This is a genomic window from Brevibacterium paucivorans (genome assembly GCF_016907735.1).
In the GTDB taxonomy this organism is placed as follows: domain Bacteria; phylum Actinomycetota; class Actinomycetes; order Actinomycetales; family Brevibacteriaceae; genus Brevibacterium; species Brevibacterium paucivorans.
Genome location: NZ_JAFBCP010000001.1, coordinates 1,891,407 through 1,909,121, shown reverse-complemented (window position 1 = coordinate 1,909,121; position 17,715 = coordinate 1,891,407). Strand labels below are relative to the sequence as shown.

Here is a 17,715-nt window from a genome sequence, read left to right as displayed (position 1 = left end):
CGATGCTCACTGACCTCATGAGCCGAGCCCGATTGGTCACTCTGGTCGGGCCAGGAGGCGTCGGTAAGACCCGGCTGGCAACCGAGTACGCCTGCCAGTTCGACACCGAACGCGTGTGTTTTGTCGATCTAAGCATGCTACGAGAGGACGACAATCTCGCCGACGCCGTTGCCTCGCAGGTCGGAGTGTCAGACTCAGCCATAGCCGGTGCGGGAGGCGACCGGCTGATGCGACTCATCGCCGCCCTCTCAACGACGCCCACGCTGTTGTTGCTGGATACCTGCGAGCACTTAGCCACCTCCGTCGCCGAGCTCACGGGCCGTGTGCTTTCCGTATGCCCGCAGGTGCGAATCCTCGCGACCACTCGCGAACCTCTGGGCGTTGCAGGCGAGGCGGTTCTGCGCGTCGATCCCCTCGACGCCTCACATGCACACGGAGAGGCGGTCGTCATGTTCCACGACCTTGCTACTCTCGCTCGGCCGGGCCTGCGTCTCACCCCGTCGGACGAAGAGAGCATGGTCGAGATCTGCCGGAGGCTCGACGGGCTTCCCCTGGCGATCGAACTTGCCGCAACCCGGGTGCGCTCCATGTCTGTTCAGGAGATCGCTCAGCACCTCGATGAGCGGTTCCGATTGTTGGACGGCACCCGCCGTTCCGGAGATCGGCGACACCAGACGCTCATCGCCCTGCTCGACTGGACGTGGAACCTGCTCTCCGAACCCGAGCGGCGCCTCGCGGCACGACTCTCACTGCTTCCCGGCGGAACCACCGAAGCAAGTGCCGCTGCCCTCCATCAGAGTGATGAGACGGACGAGGCAGAAACTAAGTACCTCCTGTCCTCGCTGGTGGACAAGTCACTGCTGCACCGCACAGACGATCCGCTGGGTGGCCCGACCCGGTACCGCCTATTGGAAACACCACGCCTCTACCTGGCGGATCGTCTACGAGGAACCGGCGATGAGACAGCGGCGATCGAAGTCGCGGACCGCTACTTCACGGCCCTCGCGACCGCTGCGTCGACGCTGATACTCGGACGCGACCAGCGTCGTGCGCTGTTGATCCTCGACAGCGAACGCGACAATCTCATCGCCAGCCTTCGGCGGATGCTCCACCGCGACGATCACATTGGCGCAGCCCGGCTTGGCACATCACTGGGCTACTACTGGCTGATCCGAGGACGCTACGACGACCTCGAACGCTGGACGGCCGCGCTCGACGGTACACAAGACGGTCTCGACCCCTCGACCCGGAATGTGATCGCAGCGATCCGCGCCGTACTCCCACGTCAGGACAGCGCGAACAGTTCCCCCATCTCACCGATGTTGCCACTGGATGACGAAGCACTGACGGTGTTCCCGCCACTGGTGCAGATCGCTACGAAGGCCCACCTCTCCCTCGGAGACCACGAACGTGCACGGGTTGATGCAGCGGTCGCGGTCAACCATCCCGACCCCTGGCTACATGCAGCGGGGATAGCCGCCGAAGCTCTGATCGATGAGGCCTCTGGCGATGTCGAACGCGCCGAGAAAGGAATCGCGCACGCGCTCAAGCTCTTCCAAGAAGTCGGTGACGTGTGGTCGGCCGCGCAGATGGCCGTTCTGCTGACTGGCTTCCAGTCGTTGCACGGCGACGCCGACGGCGCGATCAGCAACCTTCGCACCGCCCTCGACCTGCAACACTCGCTCGATCTGCACGAAGCGGTACCGGTAACCCTCGTGCGTCTGGGCAAGGAACTCCTCCGCGCTGAACAGCCCGAAGCCGCCAAGATCGTCTTCGAAGAAGCACTTGAGACGACGCCGCCCAGTAATGATGTGCGTCTGATCTGCATGGTCGGCCTTGCCCGGATCGCCCTCGACCATGGTGACGCCTACCGCGGAACAGCACTTCTGACCGATGCGAGAGCCCTTCTCACCACCCCTCTAGCTGATCCTGACTACCTCACCGTCGTGCTTCTCCAGCAGGAGGCCTCGCTCGCATTGCAACAAGACGATGTGAAACGAGCACGCGAGTTGGCGGAACAGGCATGGCATGCGGCCGAGCAACTAGGCGATGCGGGTACACAGGCCGAAGTTGCAGAGCTCCTCGCCGACACCCTGTTCCACGCCGAGGAGTTTGAGGCAGCCGCCCGCATGCTAGGCACCGCGACCGGTCTCCGTGGCCTGCGAGATGACGGGAGCCCCCGAGTACGCGCCATGACGAGCATGCTCCTAGCTTCGCTCGGCTCCGCTACATATGAAAGAACCTATCGAGAGGGTGAGAGTACCCGGTTCCCCTCCCTGTCTATTCCGTCGCTAAGACGGCACCAGCTGTGATCGTCCGGTGAATGTCCGTCGGATGTCCGCGTCACCTGTGAAGGTGACAACGACGACAGGACGGAAGGCAAACACCTATGGCATACAGCGAGAATGACTACCGGATCGTCGACGAGCCGGCCCCTCATCGAGCATCGGAAGCACCCGTTGAGAAGCGCTCAGCGTCGACTACACGGGTGACGCTCTGGGTACTTGTACTGGTAGGACTCGTAGCGAACGCCGCAACCACGTTCAGCGGCCTCCATCCTGTTGTCAGCGCACTCATTGGCGTGGCGACGCTGGCTTGCATCGTCCTCCTCGTTCTCAACTACGTGAAGAACCGAAAATGACGCCTAGCCCTCGAGCCTGAACGCGGGGAACCCGTGGGCGATGTTGCGAAAGTCGTTGTAAACCTGGCCTGCGCGGGTGTTACGGCTCGGCGTCGGAGTGTCTCGTGGGCAGTCTCGATGCCCTCGTGATGCATGAGTCGGAAACAGTCGATGATGGTCCGATCCTCCCAGAACTCGACTGCTGATGATTACTCTTGCCAGTGTTTCAGGCATGACGCAGCCCCGCCGCTGCCTCAAGGCGTAGCCACGGCATCGCCTGGCTGAACTGGACGACCCACAACACGAACCAGCAAACCAGGAAGCCCGCGGTCAGTCCCAGCCACGGGACGCTCAGCACAACGGATCCCACCAGCGCCAGTGAGCAGCTGACCACCAGCCACGCGACCAGAGCCACCGGAAGCAGCCCCATCCCGGCTGCGCATAGAGCCAGACAGAACGACTGCCACGCGACCAAGCGAGAGACCTGTACGGGGCTCATCCCCGATGCACGCAGCGTGGTGTGCTCGCGCATCTGGTCGCGGCCGCTGAGCGCGATGACCGCCATGCTCGTCGCGATCGCCATCACGCAGAACAGCCCCGAGAGAAGAGCTACGTCAGTCAGGTTCGGATCCTCCAGCGGGAAACCTGCCCGCGTCATCACCGCCAGGTAAGAGCCGGTCGCGGTGAAGATGACGCCACCCAGCCCGATCGCTGCCGCCAACGGTGCGATCGAGTTCGCGTTCATCGCCAACTGCGCCCGGGCCGAGCGCACTGCCACCTGTCCCACGGGGACACGAAGGAGACGCAGGACCTGGTGCGCGACGCTCAGAGCTACATGCACCAGAGCGGGTCCCGTCACGTACACCGCAGCGGCGCTCAACCCGCCGACCCACGTCGCCGCATTCACCATCGCCGTGGTCGACCGCCCGACCTGCGCAGGATCCAGCGTTCGGGACGTGGCGACCGCCATCGCCACAGCGCAGGCCAGCAACAGGCCTCCAACGAGCCACCGCCCCCACGCACGCCGGCTCCGAACAGCCGCGGGCCCACGCATCGCTTCAACGGGCTCCACCAGCGCCGCACGATGCGCAGGCCAGGTAGCCCCAGAAGACACGTCACCACCGAGAGGACAAGCGCTGCGCCGCACGCCACAGCGCTCGGCGTGAAGGGCGGTGGAACGAAGTCACCGGTGCCACCCGGAAAACTCGCACCGGCCATCTCGTTGAACCACGGCACCGCGAGAGAGCTCAGTACCGACCCGAGCACCACCCCCGGAACAGCCCCGAGAACACTCGCCAGACCTACCAGCGCCCACAGGCAGGCGCGGACCTGTCGGGGCGAGGCGCCCATCAGCCGCCACTTGGCGAATGTGCTGCGAGTGCGCTCCACCGTCGCGGAGCCCACCACAGTCAGCGAGCACACCGCGAGCAACGCGATCACCGTGTAGATCGTCATCGAGACCATCGCGAACTCTCCGCCGTCGAGACCTGACCGCCGAGCCGCGTCCACGAACTCGGGAGAGCTGATCCATACGAACTGATTCGTGCACGCCGTCACCAGGATCGTCACCGCGGCGACAACGCCCATGCTAGGCGCCCATCCACCCCAGTCGCTGCGGAGGATCCGCACCACATGACGCAGCATCACCGCACCTCCCGCCCACGCACCGGTTGACGCATCCCGGCCAGCACCTGACCAGCGTCCAACCCGGAACCCACCCCAGTGAGCGCCGCGACCGGCACCACGATCATGACGAACAGCACCGCAGCCCGACTCCTCGAACTCATCACCAGCAAGGCCGGGCGAGCGGCCGCCCAGATCGCCCGTAACAGCAGTGGCGCAAGCAGCAACACCACCTGCGGGTACAGCAGCAGCTCAGCCATCGCCATCCTCGGCCTCCATCTCGCGTAGCATCCGTCGCAGACGGGCCAACTGCGCAGGATCTTGCCGGGCACGATCCACGAAGAACGACACCGCCAGATCGCCATGCCGGTCGAGCAACTCATCGACCGCGCCCCGCGTGACCAGCGCCTCCGTCTCGGCTCGGGTGCGGACAGGCGCATAGACGAACCGTCGGCCCTCGCGCTCCCGGCTCAGCTCACCCTTGATTACCAGACGCTCCATGATCGTTTTCACCGTGCTGTAAGCGACCTCTGAGCCGTGCCGGACTAGCACCGAGTGCACCGTCCGCACATCGGGCAGTGCGTCACGCCACACGCACTCCATCACGCGCAACTCCAGTGGCCCGTATCGACCTGCGAGGGCAGAGGGGCGAACACTCGACGACATGCTACACAGTGTAGCAGAATGGGCTGTGGAGCCAGCTGCACGGCAGGGGCCAATATCTCACCGTCCGGTCTGGTTGAGCTCATCCCGGTAGCACGCCACAGCGAACGAACTACACGGAGGTGAGCACCCCGTAGGGGCGCAAAAGTAGTCGCGTCTTGATCGGCTTGTTTCTGCGGTTTCTAGTCTACTGCGCTTGTCGGTTCAGATGTCGAGGTCTTCGACGGTGGGCTGGTCGCCGATGCTCGCCAACGCCTCGGTGACGTCGTCGGGCACGATGCCGCGCATGCTGGCGAGGTCGGGGAACACCTGGAGCGTGCGCTGACCGGTGTGCCACCACTCGCCCTCCCACGTCTCGGCATCGCCTGGCGCGTCGTCTCCGGTGCGGGTCAGGGCCGACCAGTTCGGGTCGTCGCGGGTGTAGACGGCGTACTGGCCCTTGGCAGTGAGGTAGGCGCGGTAGGTCTGCACGCGCCGTCCGTCCTTGATCTGAGAGCGCAGCACCTGGCGGCCAGTGAACCGCTTGGTGGTCACGATGTTGCCCTCATCGACGGCGAGTTCGATGGTCTGCATCTCGGTGTCCTTCCGTTTCTTCTCCTGCTGCGCCACGTAGAGCCGGAGCCCGGCAGCGATCGCCGGTGACATGCCACCGGCGAGTTCGGCCGCTCGGTCGAACAGGGGCAGGTCAGCTTCGGAGACGTACACGTTCTTCGTGGGCATGAACATAACTATACACATACCCTCTGAGTGATGGACTCAGGGTCAGAGAGCTCGTCCTGGCCCCTCGCGCCACGGATCGCCGCGGTGCGGGTCGTGCTCGAATGGGTCGCCGAACTGCCGCGCCCGTTCCGCCGCCCGTCGTTGCTGGTTCTCTCGCTCGGCCTGCTTGTCCTCGATGCGTCGGGCGGCTTCGTTGACGGGGAGGCTGCGGAGTTCGTCGGCCTCGGCGCGGAGCATCGCGGCTCGCGTACGGGCGTCTCGTGCGTCGCACCGTGGGTTGGTGGTGCGCATGCCGAGGTGGTCGCGGCGGACTCGCTCCGGCCCGTACTCGCTGACCAGCAGTGCCCGCTGTTCCTGCGTGTGCCGGTCGCGCATGGCTTCCCGCTTGGCCTGTGCCGCTTCGACGGCGCGGTCGGCGTCGTGCACGCGGGGGTGGTGTTCGGCGCGTCGCTGGGCCTGCCGCTGCGCCCACTCGGGCAGTGCCTCGCTGGTGCGTGGCGGCTCGCCCCAGGTCTCGCGTAGCTGTGCTCGTCTCGTCTGGGTCTGGTCGGTCGCCTCCTGGTGCTCGGCGCGGGCCTTGCGCCTGCCGAACCGCCCAACGGTGGCGAGGCGGGCGCTGGTGGCGGCGAGGTCGATGTCTCGGGGGGGTCGGCGCGCGGCGAACGCAGCCATGAGCACGCCGCCTTTGAGAACGAAGTCGTTCGAAACCTTTGAAGCAACCAGGCGGACGAGGAATCCTTCGAGGGCGTACAGGGTGAAGTACTCTGCCGGATCGCGACGATGGGCGCGAGCGATGTTGCGCAAGTCGTTATACACCTGACCTGCGCGGGTGTTACGGTTCGGCGCCGGAGTCACAGCAGTACCTCCAACGCCAGGCGTAGCCGCGGCTTCGCCTTGGGGAAGGCATCGGCCATGCGCAGCAACCTCCCCGGCGTTGACCCGGTGCGACGCAGCCATCGCCGGAGCGCCTCGTAGGCAATCGCACCACCGAGGTGATGCATGAGTCGGAAGCAATCGATGATGGTCCGCTCGGGCGAATAGATCGCCAACGTCACACCCGGAGCAACACGGTGTGTTTCACGTCCGAGGGTGAAGGTGTCGGTGGCGAAGCTGTGCCATGTCACGTGGTCGAACCCGGCCGGGTGCCTGGTTCCGCGCGGTAAGGCTATGTCGGTGTCGAACGGGATCACGTCGGTGAGGTCATGATTCGCGAGCGCGCTGGTCAGGCACATCGTCGCCTCCGATCGCAGGGCGGTCGCGGCGGCGAGAGAAACAAAGCGCTCATCAAGCATGCCGGGGTACAAATACACGCCACGTCCCACGCGCTCGATCTCCTCAGCCGCGAGCAGGTCGTATACCTCATCCTTGCGCAGTCCTGCCACACGGGCCTGTTCGAGTGTGAACACCGGCGCCAGGTTAATCGCCGTCACGTCGATCACCCCCTAAATGCACACACATCAAGTGTGTGTGTAAACAGTTAGAAACAAAAGAGAGTGAGGGCAACTAGCAACACCACCCGGAATCATCAAGCGTTACGGCGCCTCTAGCCATGTTTCTTCCACCCATGCCCGTCCTTTGTCGCTCGGCCTTTCATCATGAGCACACCAACCACCTAGTGAGCTTCAGCAACGGTCAGACTTAACTTAAGAGCTACCAGGACCAGCCGACCAGCGCGAAGGTATTGGTCACGATCGTGCCCGGCCTTGCGCTTGGGAAGCCACTCGCAATACTGCCTTTTGCGTACGGCACAGAAGTCCCATAGCGTCCTATTCCATGGATCCCTGGAATAGCACGCTACAGTTCCTTCTTTCGAGACAAAAACATCGCGATCATCGAAGATCATGCAACAGCGCGCGTTCGACAACAAGAAGCTCGAATTCATCTGGAGCTCGGAAGTCACCAAGATCGGTGGTGCGATTCAGATCATCGGCGGATGCCACTCAAGGATAAACGAACTCGCCGACCTCACCTTCGCTTCTGACAAGACACTGGTGTTCTGAGCCGTCAAGCACCAAACCGCCCCGGGACGAAACGTCACTGACCTCGAATCACTATTTCAGCTTGCAGAGACATTCCGACTTGCGTTGGCACCAACTGGACTTTGTACCCACGCCCGTCACTCTCCACGAAAGATACCGAATGAATACCGGTTCTAAACTCCACGCACCGATTAGTGAACACGAACGTGCCCGCGTGCACAAACGCACGCTCACAGTTGTGATCTTGAGCCAGATCCTTGCGGGTGCTGGCCTGACTGCCGGGATCGCTGTAGGAGCGCTACTTGCGCAAGACATGCTCGGCTCCGATGCTCTCTCCGGCTTGCCGACTGGCCTATTCACGCTCGGCTCCGCCCTCGCCGCCTACCTTGTGGGCCGCTCCACACAGCGATTCGGTCGCCGCATGGGCTTGGCCTGCGGGTTCATCACCGGTGGGATCGGCGCTCTCGGCGTCGTGATCGCCGCAATCGCAGACAACGCTCCCCTGTTATTCGTTGCTTTGTTCATCTACGGCTCAGGCACCGCGACGAACCTGCAAGCCCGCTATGCTGGCACAGACCTGGCACTGCCCAGCAGGCGCGGGTTTGGAACAAGCATGGCGATAGTCGCCACCACAATCGGTGCCGTCGCGGGCCCGAACCTCATCGAGCCAATGGGCGTTTTCGCTGACGCAATAGGCGTGCCAACTCTGGCGGGTCCATTCATCTTGGCATCGGTTGCCTATATCGTGGCTGGTCTCTTCCTGTTCGCGTTCCTCCGACCAGACCCTTACTTGCTTGCACGTGACATAGCCGAACACGAAACAGCCCAAGTCGCCCAGAGTGATCAGGCCACGACAATACCGAAAGTCGGGGTGAGCGCATACATCGGCGCGACGGTGATGGTGCTTACTCAGATCGTCATGATCGCGATCATGTCGATGACTCCGGTGCATATGAGAGCCCACAACCACGGAATGGACGCGATTGGTCTCGTGATCGGACTCCATATCGGAGCGATGTGGCTTCCCTCGCTATTGACCGGCACCCTCGTCGACAAACTTGGTCGCACCCCAATGGTGATCGCCTGCGGAGTCACACTGTTGCTCGCCGGGCTCTTGGCAGCATTTGCTCCTGCCGATTCTCTCGGACTGCTGATCCTCGCGCTCGTACTACTTGGCCTCGGGTGGAACTTTGGCCTAGTCGCAGGCACAGCGCTCGTGGTCGATGCAACAGTGCCGCAGAACCGACCCAAGACACAGGGCACCATTGATGTGCTCATCGCGCTCGCCGGCGCCGGCGGCGGGGTGGCATCCGGGGCCGTCATGCACGCCACGAGCTACCAGGTGCTGTCCATTGGCGGCGGCACCCTCATTACCCTCCTAATCCCCGTTCTCTTCTGGGCACGGAACGAACAGCGCTGAGGCGAAAGCTCACTGCTTCCCACCATGAAAGCGTTACCCTTACTCCATGAAAGTGAAGAATATGTCTGGGCTGAGCAAAGCCGCCGTGTGGTTGCGTGAACGAGGCATCGATGCGAAAGCGATGGATGAGGGCATCATCGAGTGGAGAGCGAACAAAGACATCATTCTCAACGTCGCTTGAAAACCCGAGACTTACGAACCTCAGAGCAAACCGTGCTTCCTGCATACGCGCAACACTTCGAGACTCATAGGGGATTTGGGACCGCTCTGTTTGTAGGCTGGATAGACCATCGATCGACTTGTACGGCCCGGACGAGCATTGACGCCTGGCTGGTGTCGCGATGTGTTCATGCGCTCTCTCCTTGTTCAAGGAGGTACACTTTCCACTCCGCGCCGGCCATTACCAAGCAGGCGATCACCTGACACCAGTTTGACACCGAGACCTTCGACCTCGGACGCGACGAAGTGCCGGTCGAAGGCGCAGACCTATCGATCGGGCTCTACTCCCCCGAACGTTGCATCGCCGACGCGTTCCGTCTCCGCGGCCAGCTCGGCTACGAGATCGCACGAGACTCGCTCAGGGAGTGGTTGAGTCGTGGAGGGAAGCCCAACAGCCTGATTCAGATCGCCTTGCAGCTCCCCCGGGCCAAGACTCCGATCATCCGCGCCTTGGAGACGCTGTCATGATGCCAACCATTTTGCGCATCAGACCGTTAGGCTGGAGGCATGATCACGCAGGCACTCCGCGCGCTCGTGTCCAGCGCCACTACGCACGCAGAACGCTTTCATGACGGCGAAGACCACACCGTTGCAGCCGCACTGCTCACTTCGTCCGGAGAGCACGTTTTAGGACTGAATTCCTACCACTTCCTCGGCGGCCCATGTGGCGAAATCACAGCCCTGGCCAACCATGCAACCACTCACCCGTCAGACCCGGTGGTCGCCGTCGTCGCCGTCTACGGTCCGACCAGCCAGGTGATCGCCCCCTGTGGCAAGTGCCGTCAGGTTCTCCACGACCTGGACCCCACCATCCAGTGCGTGGTGCGCAGCAGCAACGGTCTGGAGGCCATCAGCGTTGCTGACTTACTGCCACATGCTTACGACTGGCGTGCAGCCGAAGAGCAGCAGCGCATCTACATGTGGGAAGGATACGAGGCTTCGATCCGAAGCGGCGCCAAACGCCAGACGATTCGCATTGACGACCCTTTCCACGAAGGTCCGGCCACCCTCGTCTTCGAGAAAGACAGCGGAGAAGTCGTTACGATGCCGGCACAAGTCACGTCCATCGCTACGGTCCGCCGTTACGATCTCACTGACGAACAGGCGCAAAGAGACGGTTTCGGGTCGCTTACGGAGCTCCACGAAGCCCTCGACACTCACTACCCCGGCTTGGAGAGTGAAGACATGGTAGACGTGGTGACGTTCGAACTCCAGTAGCCCCTGTCACGAACAACTGATTAACAGGTTTCGCACGAGTTGTCCGTACAGGTAGCAGAGAACGGCTCACACGATTCGACATCACAAAGAATCATCAAGCGTTACGGCGCCTCTAGCCGCTCTTTCTCCACCCGCGGGTGTCCTTTGCCGCTCGTCCTTTCATCATGAGCACACCAACCACCGACCGTGCTTCGTTTACCGTCACCCCAGCTTTGCTAGCCACCGAATCCAAACCCGCACCCCGCACAGTGGGCAACGCGGCAAAGATCCGCAACTCACACTCATCCAAATCATCCGTGACCCTCAACTCCGCCTACCGAATGCTCTAGGCGACAGCAAACCGGGATGTGCCCTCGCGCTTGAGTTCTAAGAAGCGCCAGCGTCCCGTACCAAATTAAAAACTACCTACATTGGAAATGCCAGCGTGAGGTCAGCCGATTACTCTTGACTGTGGATACCGCGCATTTGACCCACGAGTCCCATGAAGGATGCGACAGCGTGAGACCGTCTCTCGCCCCGCCTAACAGCGATGCTGATCTGACGAGAGATTCTCGGAATGATATCTAAGCAGACGAGAGTTCTTGGCAGTTTCGGGACTAACAGACGAGGAAGAATTGTGATGCCAACGCCTGCCTGCACAAGCGCTAAAGCGGTCGAGGGTTCGCGTACCACGGCCGAATACACGACAGAAGCATTTGCGACAGACAACGCTGCACTAACCACTTGTTCACACCCTCCTGAGGCTGCTATGACTCGCTGATCTGCCATCATTTCAATGGGGACAGCATTTTCTGCGACGCCAGGCATTTGGTCCCGTCTTGCGACGAGCACGAAGTCATCGTCGTACAACGGCTGAAACTGCACGTTGTGGGGGTGACCAACGACAAATGCGACATCTACTTCTCCAGTTCGTAACCATTCAAGTGTGTCAAGGTCGTTACCCTCCTTGATATCAAGACGTATCCGAGGAAAACGACTGTGGAATTCCTGCAATACGGCAGGCAAATAGTGATTAGATGCACTCGCAAATGTCGCCAGTTTCAGAGTACCGGCACCGTGAAGGGACGCGAGATCCTCCGAAGCTGTGCCTATGGTCTCCACTACACGTTTTGCATAGGGCAACAAGACTTCGCCGGCCTCAGTCAGGCTGACACCTGTACGGCCACGGTTTAGAAGTGTCACACCTACGCGACCTTCCAACGACTTAATAGAGTGACTGACCGCAGCCTGTGTGAGGTGCAATGTCTCAGCTGCTTCTCGAAAGGACCCGTCCTCGACGACCTGGGCGAATGCTCGCAGTTGGTGTAACTCCATGAGAATCCCTTATCTCCTTGATAAGCGAAATCTGCTTGCTTACCTTCGCAAGACATTACTACGTTAAAAATGCATCTACTGAGTCCCTCCGGAAACGCTAGCGAGCAACTCTGTTGCTTAAATCAGCGTGACGCCTGGAAAGGAATACAAATGGATCGAATGATCCTTGGTTCTGCTGTCACTGGAGCAAAATTCACGCCACGCAACCACCAACCTAGTCGAGATCCTGTCATCGACGCAGCCGCATCCGGGATGACAATCAAGCACCGCCTCACAGACGTAACCGACGAAGCGAAACGCCTTGCTGACCTCGGATGCCGATATTGGCACTACCATGCAAGAAACCCTAAAACAAACGAACAGACCACATCTAACTCAATTTACCAATCGGTCAGCAACAGCGTTCAAGAGTACGACGACGCGGTAATCATTAGCTTTGGCGCCAGCCGCAATGGGCCTGAGGTTAAGGAGGCCATCAGACACCTCGGAGAATGGGAACGGGTAAGTCAAGCAGCATTGCCCCTTCATATGGGAGGCGCACACTTCGTAACTACGCAAGCAGCTGTTGAACTCCAAGTCATCATCGACCTTGAACGACAGCACGGACCCCTGAATTGCGATTTCGCATGCTCCGCCGAGTTCAGCGAACTAGCCACAAGCTACGTACCACCCCAGAAAGAAGTCGACGCGTCACTAGTGGCCTTCTCTACGGCCAACGGGGCGAACTATGGAAGCACTTCACCTGCTACACAGCTCGCCGTATTGAGTCGTGGAATTAGCGAGCGCAACAGGCTCTATCTCCCACACGAAATTGAATGGGTTCAACTTGAACGTAGCTATCTTGCAACTCGGTTTTGTATCGAACGTCCAGATATTGCACTCGTCCAACGAATCGTTCATTACGCATGCCAGCCGGATGCCCAAGTAGATATCATCCGTTCAGGCATGGAGGACACGCCATATCATTATGACGTCGCCACCGGTCTTGCTCTCGCCGGAAACGTTCAGCTACTCATCGACGTCACAACGGAAATGCGCAAATACGGTTACGAAGCAGTTACCGAGAAAAATGATGTGAACAAAGGCCTCCATTTTGATGTGTTAAAAGACCGTTATACCGCTGATATGGACAGCCTCAGCAAAACTATTGAGCAACTTGACCAGCCATGTCTCCTTTGAACGAGAGAAATGGAGTACCGTTCCGGAAACTCACGGTTGCCACCTGCGCCATGGGCACTCTGACCGTCAACATCAATAACACCGGCCTCAACCTGGTACTTCCCCGCATCCGTGACGACTTGGGCCTCGACCTAGCCGCCATGCAGTGGGTTTCAGCCGCATATGTCCTCATTCTCGCAGCCCTGACTATGCTGGGTGGCGCTCTGGGCGATCGTTACGACAAGCGTACGGTACTCGTAACGGGGATCTTGATCTACACGTTTGGCTCGACGGTAGGTATGTTGGCAGATTCCGGGATCTGGCTTACTCTCAGCCGAATGTGCGCAGCGACTGGCGCCTCAGTTCTTGTGCCTGTGGGATTGGCCGCCCTGCGGGTAATTGCACAGACGCCCGAACAGCTCGCTTCCTACATGTCACTGTGGGGCTTGTCAGTTGGCCTGGGCATGGCCTTGGGGCCTGTGGTAGGTGGCATCGTTACGGACCTGCTCGGGTGGCGTGCTTTCTTCACCGTAATGGCGTGCCTCGGTGCCCTGTACCTCTGCGCGGTTCTTATTTGTTTTCCAGAGCTACCGGGCACTAAAGAACGCCACGTCGACGTCGTCTCCCACATCCTTTTGGGTAGTAGCATGCTTGCCCTGACCGCATTCTTCATCGAACTACGCTCTGACGCTCCTGCCTGGGTAAAAGTGGCACTGGGCTGTGCTGTTCCCGTGTGTGCCACGGCTTGGCAATGGCGTGACCGTAAGTTGGCGCACCCGGTGATCCCACCTCGGGCGTTTCACGACCGATCATTTTCGGCCTCGATGCTCATCGCATTTGTGAACTACCTTGGGCTCGGTGCCACGCTGTTTGTCTCTGCTTTCGTTCTTCAGGACTTGTTCAGTCTCACGGCAGGTGTGGCAGGAGCAGTGAGCGTCCCGCTGGCAATTGCCACCGCGGTGGGAGCGTCCTGGTCTGGGCAGGCGAAAGGAGCGCAGCAGATCCGCGGAGCCATTCGGACGGCGGCCCTCGCCACTCTATGTGGCGTGCTCATCGCGGGCGGTGCGGTCACGTTGGTGACAAGCGCCAAACTTTGGGTAGCAGTGATTATGTTCGTCGTCGGCTCGTGTGGCATGGGCTTTGGCTTTGGCGCTGCCAACACTCCGGTGAACTATTTGGCTATGGCGAGTTTACCCAAGACGATTTCAGGTGTCGCCGGATCCTCAGCCTCGGCAAGTCGCCAATTGGGACAATCCACTGGTGTGGCGACCGGAGGTCTTCTACTCGGAATCGGTGTCGCGCTAGCGGGAGTGGGATCACCTCTGGCATACCTCCTACCTGGCGTCGAGGTGGCACTCATCGCAATCTTGCTAGCCATGTTGCCAGCTTTCTACCGTTCACGAGGCGAGAACTGAGCCACCGAATGAGCCCCACAGCAACCAGGAATCCATCATGTTATGGCCTTCTTTCTCATGTCAATCACACAGTGAACAAGGCCTAGCGACGCATGTGCGCCTTAACACGAACTCCAATTCGGTATGGACATCGGAAGACTAGTCAGCACCGCTTATTTTGAGTGCATGCTGAAGCTCGGTATTACGTCTCGTAGCCATGTTTCTTCCACCCATGGGTGTCCTTTGCCGCTCGGCCTTTCATCATGAGAACACCAACCACCGACCGCGCCTCGTTCACCGTCACCCCAGCCTTGCTAGCCACCGAATCCAAACCCGCACCCCGCACCGTGGGTAGCGCAGCAAACACCCGCAACTCACGTTCATCCAAATCATCCGTGATCCTCAACTCCGCCTGCGACGCATACGAATCCCCCTCACGCACCGCGTCCAAACCACCGACAAGCTCCTTGACCTCCTCGGTCGACGTCACCACAACCGCCGCCCCATCACGCAACAACCGGTGACACCCACTAGACTGAGGGTCAGTCACCCGCCCCGGAACAGCCCCCACCTGGCGCCCCAACTCAGCCGCCCGATGCGCCGTATTAATCGCACCCGACCTAAACCCCGCCTGCACCACCACAGTCGCACCAGACAACGCAGCAATCAGCCGGTTCCGCGCAAGAAACCTGTGCCTCATCGCAGTCGCCCCAGGAGGACACTCAGAAACAATCAACCCCGCATCAGAAACAGCCCGCAACAAATCAACATTGCCCTTGGGATACAACGAATCCACTCCCCCAGCCATAAACGCCACAGTCGCAGGCCCATTCGCACCTCGCATCGCACCCTCATGCGCCGCCGAATCAATCCCATACGCCCCACCAGACACAACCGCGAACCCGTCCCTGGCCAACTCAAACCCCAACGACCTCGCCACGCTCACCCCGTAGTCAGACGGCGCCCGCGCACCCACAAGCGCAATCGCCTTCGACGCCATCACCCGCAACGACCCAGCACCACGCACCCACACACCCAACGGACGCTCATCACCCAGATCATCCAACGCAGACGCCCACTCGCTACCACCTCGGACAATGAGCCTGCACCCCAACTTGCCCATCACCCGCACATCCCTAGCCGCATCGAGCATGTTCACCCGCGCAGACCACCGCTCAACAGCCGTCGCAAAATCAGCAGAAGACACCTCGGCGCCGGCATCGTGCAACACCCTCACCACCCGGGACTGAGCAACCTCTCCCCGCACGCACGCCAACACCTCTTCAGGCCCCACCACGTCCACGCACATGCTCAGCAACCGGTCCCCCGGCTCGGACAGACGCATGACATCGGCCATCGCCAAAACCACATCATCCACAACGCTCACCCTTCCCTGGTCCGTAACGTGTAGGCGTGCGCTAAATCGTCACCCGTTGGGCGTTCCCGGCCGCCCAAGTCCGCCACCGTCGTTGCAATCCGCACGATCCGGTCATAGCCCCGCATGGTCAGATCACCTCGGTCCATTGCTGCGTCCAACGGCGCGGTTTCCTGTGGCGTAAACGCGAACAAAGCACGCAACCAGCTGCCGGGCGCCCGCGCATTCGTCGACCACGCCTGACCCTCATACCTACTGGCCTGGATGCGTCTGGCCTCAGCCACCCGAACTGCCACATCCGCAGTACATTCCCGCACCTCGCGGGCATGAACATCCGCAGCAGACAACGGCAACATGTCCATCTGAATGTCAATCCGGTCCAACAGTGGCCCCGACAACCGATCCCGGTACCGTCTCTTAGCAATCGGCGTACACCGACATGCCTTCCCATCACCCACCGCCGAACCACACGGACACGGGTTCGCCGCCAACACCAACTGAAATTCCGCCGGCAACGTCACCGTCCCCCACGCCCGCCCAATCTCACACCGGCTGTTCTCCAACGGCTGCCGCAACGCCTCAAGCACGTCGCGGTGAAACTCCGGGGCCTCGTCCATGAAGAGCACGCCCCGGTGTGCGCGCGAAAACACGCCTATCGAGGTGGGTTTGGATCCGCCCACCATGGCCGCCGAGGTCGTTGAATGGTGCGGAGCTTCAAATGGTGGCGTTGTATCCAGTCCGTGTTCTGGGTTTAATGTTCCGTCGATGGAACGCAGTGAGAAGGTTTCGATAGCCTGCTCTTCACTCAGCGCTGGCAAAAGCCCCGGCAAGCAACCCGCGAGCATGGTTTTACCTGCACCTGGCGACCCGATCATAAGAATGTGATGGCCACCTGCGGCCGCAACCTCGAGCGCGTATCGTGCTTCGTCCTGGCCTTGCACCTCTGATAAGTCGTTCACGGCCAGCGGTTCTCGTCCCTTAGTCGTGTGCCGTTCCACTGGAGGCAGTTGAGGGACTTGGACGTCCCCACCAAAGTGGTTCACCACTTCGCCTAGCGAGTTAGCGGCGATCACGTTAAGTCCCGTCAGCATCCGCGCTTCTTTTTCATTCGCTTGGGACACCACCACGGTGGTAAGCCCAGCTTGTTTAGCCGCGATGAGCGTGGGCACGACACCGTTGACGGGGTGCAGCCGTGAGTCCAAACCCAGCTCAGCGCAAAACACCACCCGGTCAGTTGCTTGCGGGATTCTGCGTTCTGCTTGGAGGATCGCCACTGCGATTCCCAAGTCAAAGTTGGTCCCATACTTCTTCACGCTGGCTGGTGAAAGGTTCACGGTGATGCGTTGAGCACTCATCGCGAACCCCAGATTCGCCACCGAGGCGCGCACGCGCTTCTTTGCCTCATTCACAGATGTGTCTGGCAACCCCACCACGTCAATTCCGGGCAGACCACTGTTAATGCTTGCTTCAATGGCAATCGGGGTGCCTTGGGTCCCCCACAACGCGACCGCAGTAGACCGTCCTACGTGCAAACTCATTGGGCATTCCTCACGTGGGTGAGAACAGGCTGGCCGGAGTTCCACACAATGCCGATCACATCGACACGGAACTCAGGCACCCATTCGGGTTGAGCAGATAGCCACGCAATCGCCAGCCCACGCAACGTGCGCATCTTGAAGTAACTGACGTGCTCAAGCGGGTGACCAGCACGCACAGTGTTGCGGGTTTTGACCTCGACAAAAACAACGGAGGCACCGTCGCGTGCAATGATGTCGATCTCGCCTCGCCGGCACCGCCAATTGCGGTCCAGGATGTGCCACCCAAGACCTCTTAAATGGTCCGTTGCGAACTGCTCACCCAGCGCGCCAAGAGTCTGATTGAGTTTCATGCTTCAACACTGAACGCACAACGCACTCACGCATAGACGTACCCAGCTAGCTGTGGAAACACCTCGGGCGTCCACAGGGACAGCGCCACCTCAACACGAGCCCGCTACCAGGGAAAACTCGCAA

Annotated in this window: 20 protein-coding genes; 9 read left to right on the top strand and 11 right to left on the bottom strand. The window is 60.6% G+C overall.

The window, feature by feature from the left end:
- The first annotated feature begins 2 nt into the window (after window positions 1–2).
- Both JOE56_RS08850 and JOE56_RS08845 read left to right on the top strand, forming a co-directional pair.
- Window positions 3–2,312, top strand: a complete 2,310-nt coding sequence (locus JOE56_RS08850) for an ATP-binding protein (protein WP_239530415.1) — start codon at window positions 3–5, stop codon at window positions 2,310–2,312.
- A 77-nt stretch (window positions 2,313–2,389) separates the two neighbouring features.
- Window positions 2,390–2,641, top strand: a complete 252-nt coding sequence (locus tag JOE56_RS08845; RefSeq protein ID WP_204515706.1) for a hypothetical protein — start codon at window positions 2,390–2,392, stop codon at window positions 2,639–2,641.
- A gap of 205 nt (window positions 2,642–2,846) precedes the next feature.
- On the opposite strand, the gene JOE56_RS08840 is transcribed toward JOE56_RS08845, so the two are convergent.
- The 7 genes from JOE56_RS08840 to JOE56_RS08810 form a co-directional block, all read right to left on the bottom strand.
- Entirely contained in the window at window positions 2,847–3,590 is a 744-nt protein-coding gene (locus tag JOE56_RS08840) for an FtsX-like permease family protein (RefSeq protein WP_204515705.1), read from the bottom strand.
- On the bottom strand, window positions 3,524–4,207 hold the full coding sequence (locus JOE56_RS08835) for an FtsX-like permease family protein (RefSeq protein WP_204515704.1): 684 nt from the start codon (window positions 4,205–4,207) through the stop codon (window positions 3,524–3,526). Before JOE56_RS08835 ends, JOE56_RS08840 begins: the two co-directional genes overlap by 67 nt.
- 56 nt (window positions 4,208–4,263) lie before the next feature.
- Window positions 4,264–4,503, bottom strand: a complete 240-nt coding sequence (locus JOE56_RS08830) for a hypothetical protein (protein WP_204515703.1) — start codon at window positions 4,501–4,503, stop codon at window positions 4,264–4,266.
- Window positions 4,496–4,909 carry a BlaI/MecI/CopY family transcriptional regulator gene (locus tag JOE56_RS08825; protein WP_204515702.1) on the bottom strand — a complete coding sequence of 138 codons (414 nt, stop codon included), beginning with the start codon at window positions 4,907–4,909 and terminating at the stop codon, window positions 4,496–4,498. The genes JOE56_RS08830 and JOE56_RS08825 overlap by 8 nt, the downstream gene beginning before the upstream one ends.
- 201 nt (window positions 4,910–5,110) lie before the next feature.
- Window positions 5,111–5,626: an EXLDI protein gene (locus JOE56_RS08820; protein ID WP_204515701.1), complete on the bottom strand. Its 516-nt coding sequence runs from the start codon at window positions 5,624–5,626 to the stop codon at window positions 5,111–5,113.
- A gap of 42 nt (window positions 5,627–5,668) precedes the next feature.
- Window positions 5,669–6,430, bottom strand: a complete 762-nt coding sequence (locus tag JOE56_RS08815) for a nucleotidyl transferase AbiEii/AbiGii toxin family protein (protein WP_204515700.1) — start codon at window positions 6,428–6,430, stop codon at window positions 5,669–5,671.
- Window positions 6,431–6,477: 47 nt separating this feature from the next.
- Complete coding sequence (locus JOE56_RS08810; RefSeq protein ID WP_204515699.1) at window positions 6,478–7,065, bottom strand: type IV toxin-antitoxin system AbiEi family antitoxin domain-containing protein; 588 nt, start codon at window positions 7,063–7,065, stop codon at window positions 6,478–6,480.
- A gap of 402 nt (window positions 7,066–7,467) precedes the next feature.
- Between JOE56_RS08810 and JOE56_RS08805 the strand changes: the two genes are divergently transcribed.
- The 5 genes from JOE56_RS08805 (at window position 7,468) to JOE56_RS08790 (ending at window position 10,791) form a co-directional block, all read left to right on the top strand.
- The gene (locus tag JOE56_RS08805; protein WP_204515698.1) at window positions 7,468–7,626 is read left to right on the top strand and encodes a hypothetical protein; all 159 of its coding nucleotides are present in this window, start codon (window positions 7,468–7,470) and stop codon (window positions 7,624–7,626) included.
- A 139-nt stretch (window positions 7,627–7,765) separates the two neighbouring features.
- Window positions 7,766–9,025 (top strand): MFS transporter, encoded by a 1,260-nt coding sequence (locus JOE56_RS08800; RefSeq protein ID WP_204515697.1) that lies wholly within the window; start codon window positions 7,766–7,768, stop codon window positions 9,023–9,025.
- A gap of 46 nt (window positions 9,026–9,071) precedes the next feature.
- Window positions 9,072–9,206, top strand: a complete 135-nt coding sequence (locus JOE56_RS11480) for a hypothetical protein (RefSeq protein ID WP_275577224.1) — start codon at window positions 9,072–9,074, stop codon at window positions 9,204–9,206.
- Window positions 9,207–9,751: 545 nt separating this feature from the next.
- Window positions 9,752–10,462, top strand: a complete 711-nt coding sequence (locus JOE56_RS08795; protein WP_204515696.1) for an ASCH domain-containing protein — start codon at window positions 9,752–9,754, stop codon at window positions 10,460–10,462.
- 164 nt (window positions 10,463–10,626) lie between these two features.
- Window positions 10,627–10,791, top strand: coding sequence for a hypothetical protein (locus JOE56_RS08790; protein WP_204515695.1), 165 nt, complete (start codon window positions 10,627–10,629; stop codon window positions 10,789–10,791).
- Between the two features lie 109 nt (window positions 10,792–10,900).
- Here JOE56_RS08790 and JOE56_RS08785 read toward each other — a convergent pair whose 3' ends face one another.
- Window positions 10,901–11,776, bottom strand: a complete 876-nt coding sequence (locus tag JOE56_RS08785) for a LysR family transcriptional regulator (protein ID WP_204515694.1) — start codon at window positions 11,774–11,776, stop codon at window positions 10,901–10,903.
- A gap of 150 nt (window positions 11,777–11,926) precedes the next feature.
- Here JOE56_RS08785 and JOE56_RS08780 point away from each other — a divergent pair, with 150 nt between their 5' ends.
- Together JOE56_RS08780 and JOE56_RS08775 are read left to right on the top strand one after the other, a co-directional pair.
- Window positions 11,927–12,955, top strand: a complete 1,029-nt coding sequence (locus tag JOE56_RS08780; protein ID WP_204515693.1) for a hypothetical protein — start codon at window positions 11,927–11,929, stop codon at window positions 12,953–12,955.
- A gap of 50 nt (window positions 12,956–13,005) precedes the next feature.
- Entirely contained in the window at window positions 13,006–14,349 is a 1,344-nt protein-coding gene (locus tag JOE56_RS08775) for an MFS transporter (protein ID WP_239530414.1), read from the top strand.
- A 181-nt stretch (window positions 14,350–14,530) separates the two neighbouring features.
- On the opposite strand, the gene JOE56_RS08770 is transcribed toward JOE56_RS08775, so the two are convergent.
- The 3 genes from JOE56_RS08770 to JOE56_RS08760 are packed head-to-tail and all read right to left on the bottom strand — an operon-like array spanning window position 14,531 to window position 17,591.
- On the bottom strand, window positions 14,531–15,715 hold the full coding sequence (locus tag JOE56_RS08770) for a DNA-processing protein DprA (protein WP_204515691.1): 1,185 nt from the start codon (window positions 15,713–15,715) through the stop codon (window positions 14,531–14,533).
- Complete coding sequence (locus tag JOE56_RS08765; RefSeq protein WP_204515690.1) at window positions 15,712–17,241, bottom strand: YifB family Mg chelatase-like AAA ATPase; 1,530 nt, start codon at window positions 17,239–17,241, stop codon at window positions 15,712–15,714. Before JOE56_RS08765 ends, JOE56_RS08770 begins: the two co-directional genes overlap by 4 nt.
- Window positions 17,238–17,591 carry a YraN family protein gene (locus tag JOE56_RS08760; RefSeq protein ID WP_204515689.1) on the bottom strand — a complete coding sequence of 118 codons (354 nt, stop codon included), beginning with the start codon at window positions 17,589–17,591 and terminating at the stop codon, window positions 17,238–17,240. The genes JOE56_RS08765 and JOE56_RS08760 overlap by 4 nt, the downstream gene beginning before the upstream one ends.
- Window positions 17,592–17,715: the final 124 nt, after the last annotated feature.

Excerpts from the sequence above, each read along its gene's own strand:
- JOE56_RS08785 (WP_204515694.1), bottom strand. The coding sequence starts at position 11,776 with ATGGAGTTACACCAACTGCGAGCATTCGCCCAGGTCGTCGAGGACGGG.
- JOE56_RS08795 (WP_204515696.1), top strand. The coding sequence starts at position 9,752 with ATGATCACGCAGGCACTCCGCGCGCTCGTGTCCAGCGCCACTACGCAC.
- JOE56_RS08775 (WP_239530414.1), top strand. The coding sequence starts at position 13,006 with ATGGGCACTCTGACCGTCAACATCAATAACACCGGCCTCAACCTGGTA.
- JOE56_RS08780 (WP_204515693.1), top strand. The coding sequence starts at position 11,927 with ATGGATCGAATGATCCTTGGTTCTGCTGTCACTGGAGCAAAATTCACG.
- JOE56_RS08765 (WP_204515690.1), bottom strand. The coding sequence starts at position 17,241 with ATGAGTTTGCACGTAGGACGGTCTACTGCGGTCGCGTTGTGGGGGACC.
- JOE56_RS08840 (WP_204515705.1), bottom strand. The coding sequence starts at position 3,590 with ATGGCGGTCGCCACGTCCCGAACGCTGGATCCTGCGCAGGTCGGGCGG.
- JOE56_RS08835 (WP_204515704.1), bottom strand. The coding sequence starts at position 4,207 with ATGGGCGTTGTCGCCGCGGTGACGATCCTGGTGACGGCGTGCACGAAT.
- JOE56_RS11480 (WP_275577224.1), top strand. The coding sequence starts at position 9,072 with ATGAAAGTGAAGAATATGTCTGGGCTGAGCAAAGCCGCCGTGTGGTTG.
- JOE56_RS08760 (WP_204515689.1), bottom strand. The coding sequence starts at position 17,591 with ATGAAACTCAATCAGACTCTTGGCGCGCTGGGTGAGCAGTTCGCAACG.
- JOE56_RS08825 (WP_204515702.1), bottom strand. The coding sequence starts at position 4,909 with ATGTCGTCGAGTGTTCGCCCCTCTGCCCTCGCAGGTCGATACGGGCCA.
- JOE56_RS08820 (WP_204515701.1), bottom strand. The coding sequence starts at position 5,626 with ATGCCCACGAAGAACGTGTACGTCTCCGAAGCTGACCTGCCCCTGTTC.
- JOE56_RS08830 (WP_204515703.1), bottom strand. The coding sequence starts at position 4,503 with ATGGCTGAGCTGCTGCTGTACCCGCAGGTGGTGTTGCTGCTTGCGCCA.
- JOE56_RS08800 (WP_204515697.1), top strand. The coding sequence starts at position 7,766 with ATGAATACCGGTTCTAAACTCCACGCACCGATTAGTGAACACGAACGT.
- JOE56_RS08805 (WP_204515698.1), top strand. The coding sequence starts at position 7,468 with ATGCAACAGCGCGCGTTCGACAACAAGAAGCTCGAATTCATCTGGAGC.
- JOE56_RS08850 (WP_239530415.1), top strand. The coding sequence starts at position 3 with ATGCTCACTGACCTCATGAGCCGAGCCCGATTGGTCACTCTGGTCGGG.
- JOE56_RS08845 (WP_204515706.1), top strand. The coding sequence starts at position 2,390 with ATGGCATACAGCGAGAATGACTACCGGATCGTCGACGAGCCGGCCCCT.
- JOE56_RS08790 (WP_204515695.1), top strand. The coding sequence starts at position 10,627 with ATGAGCACACCAACCACCGACCGTGCTTCGTTTACCGTCACCCCAGCT.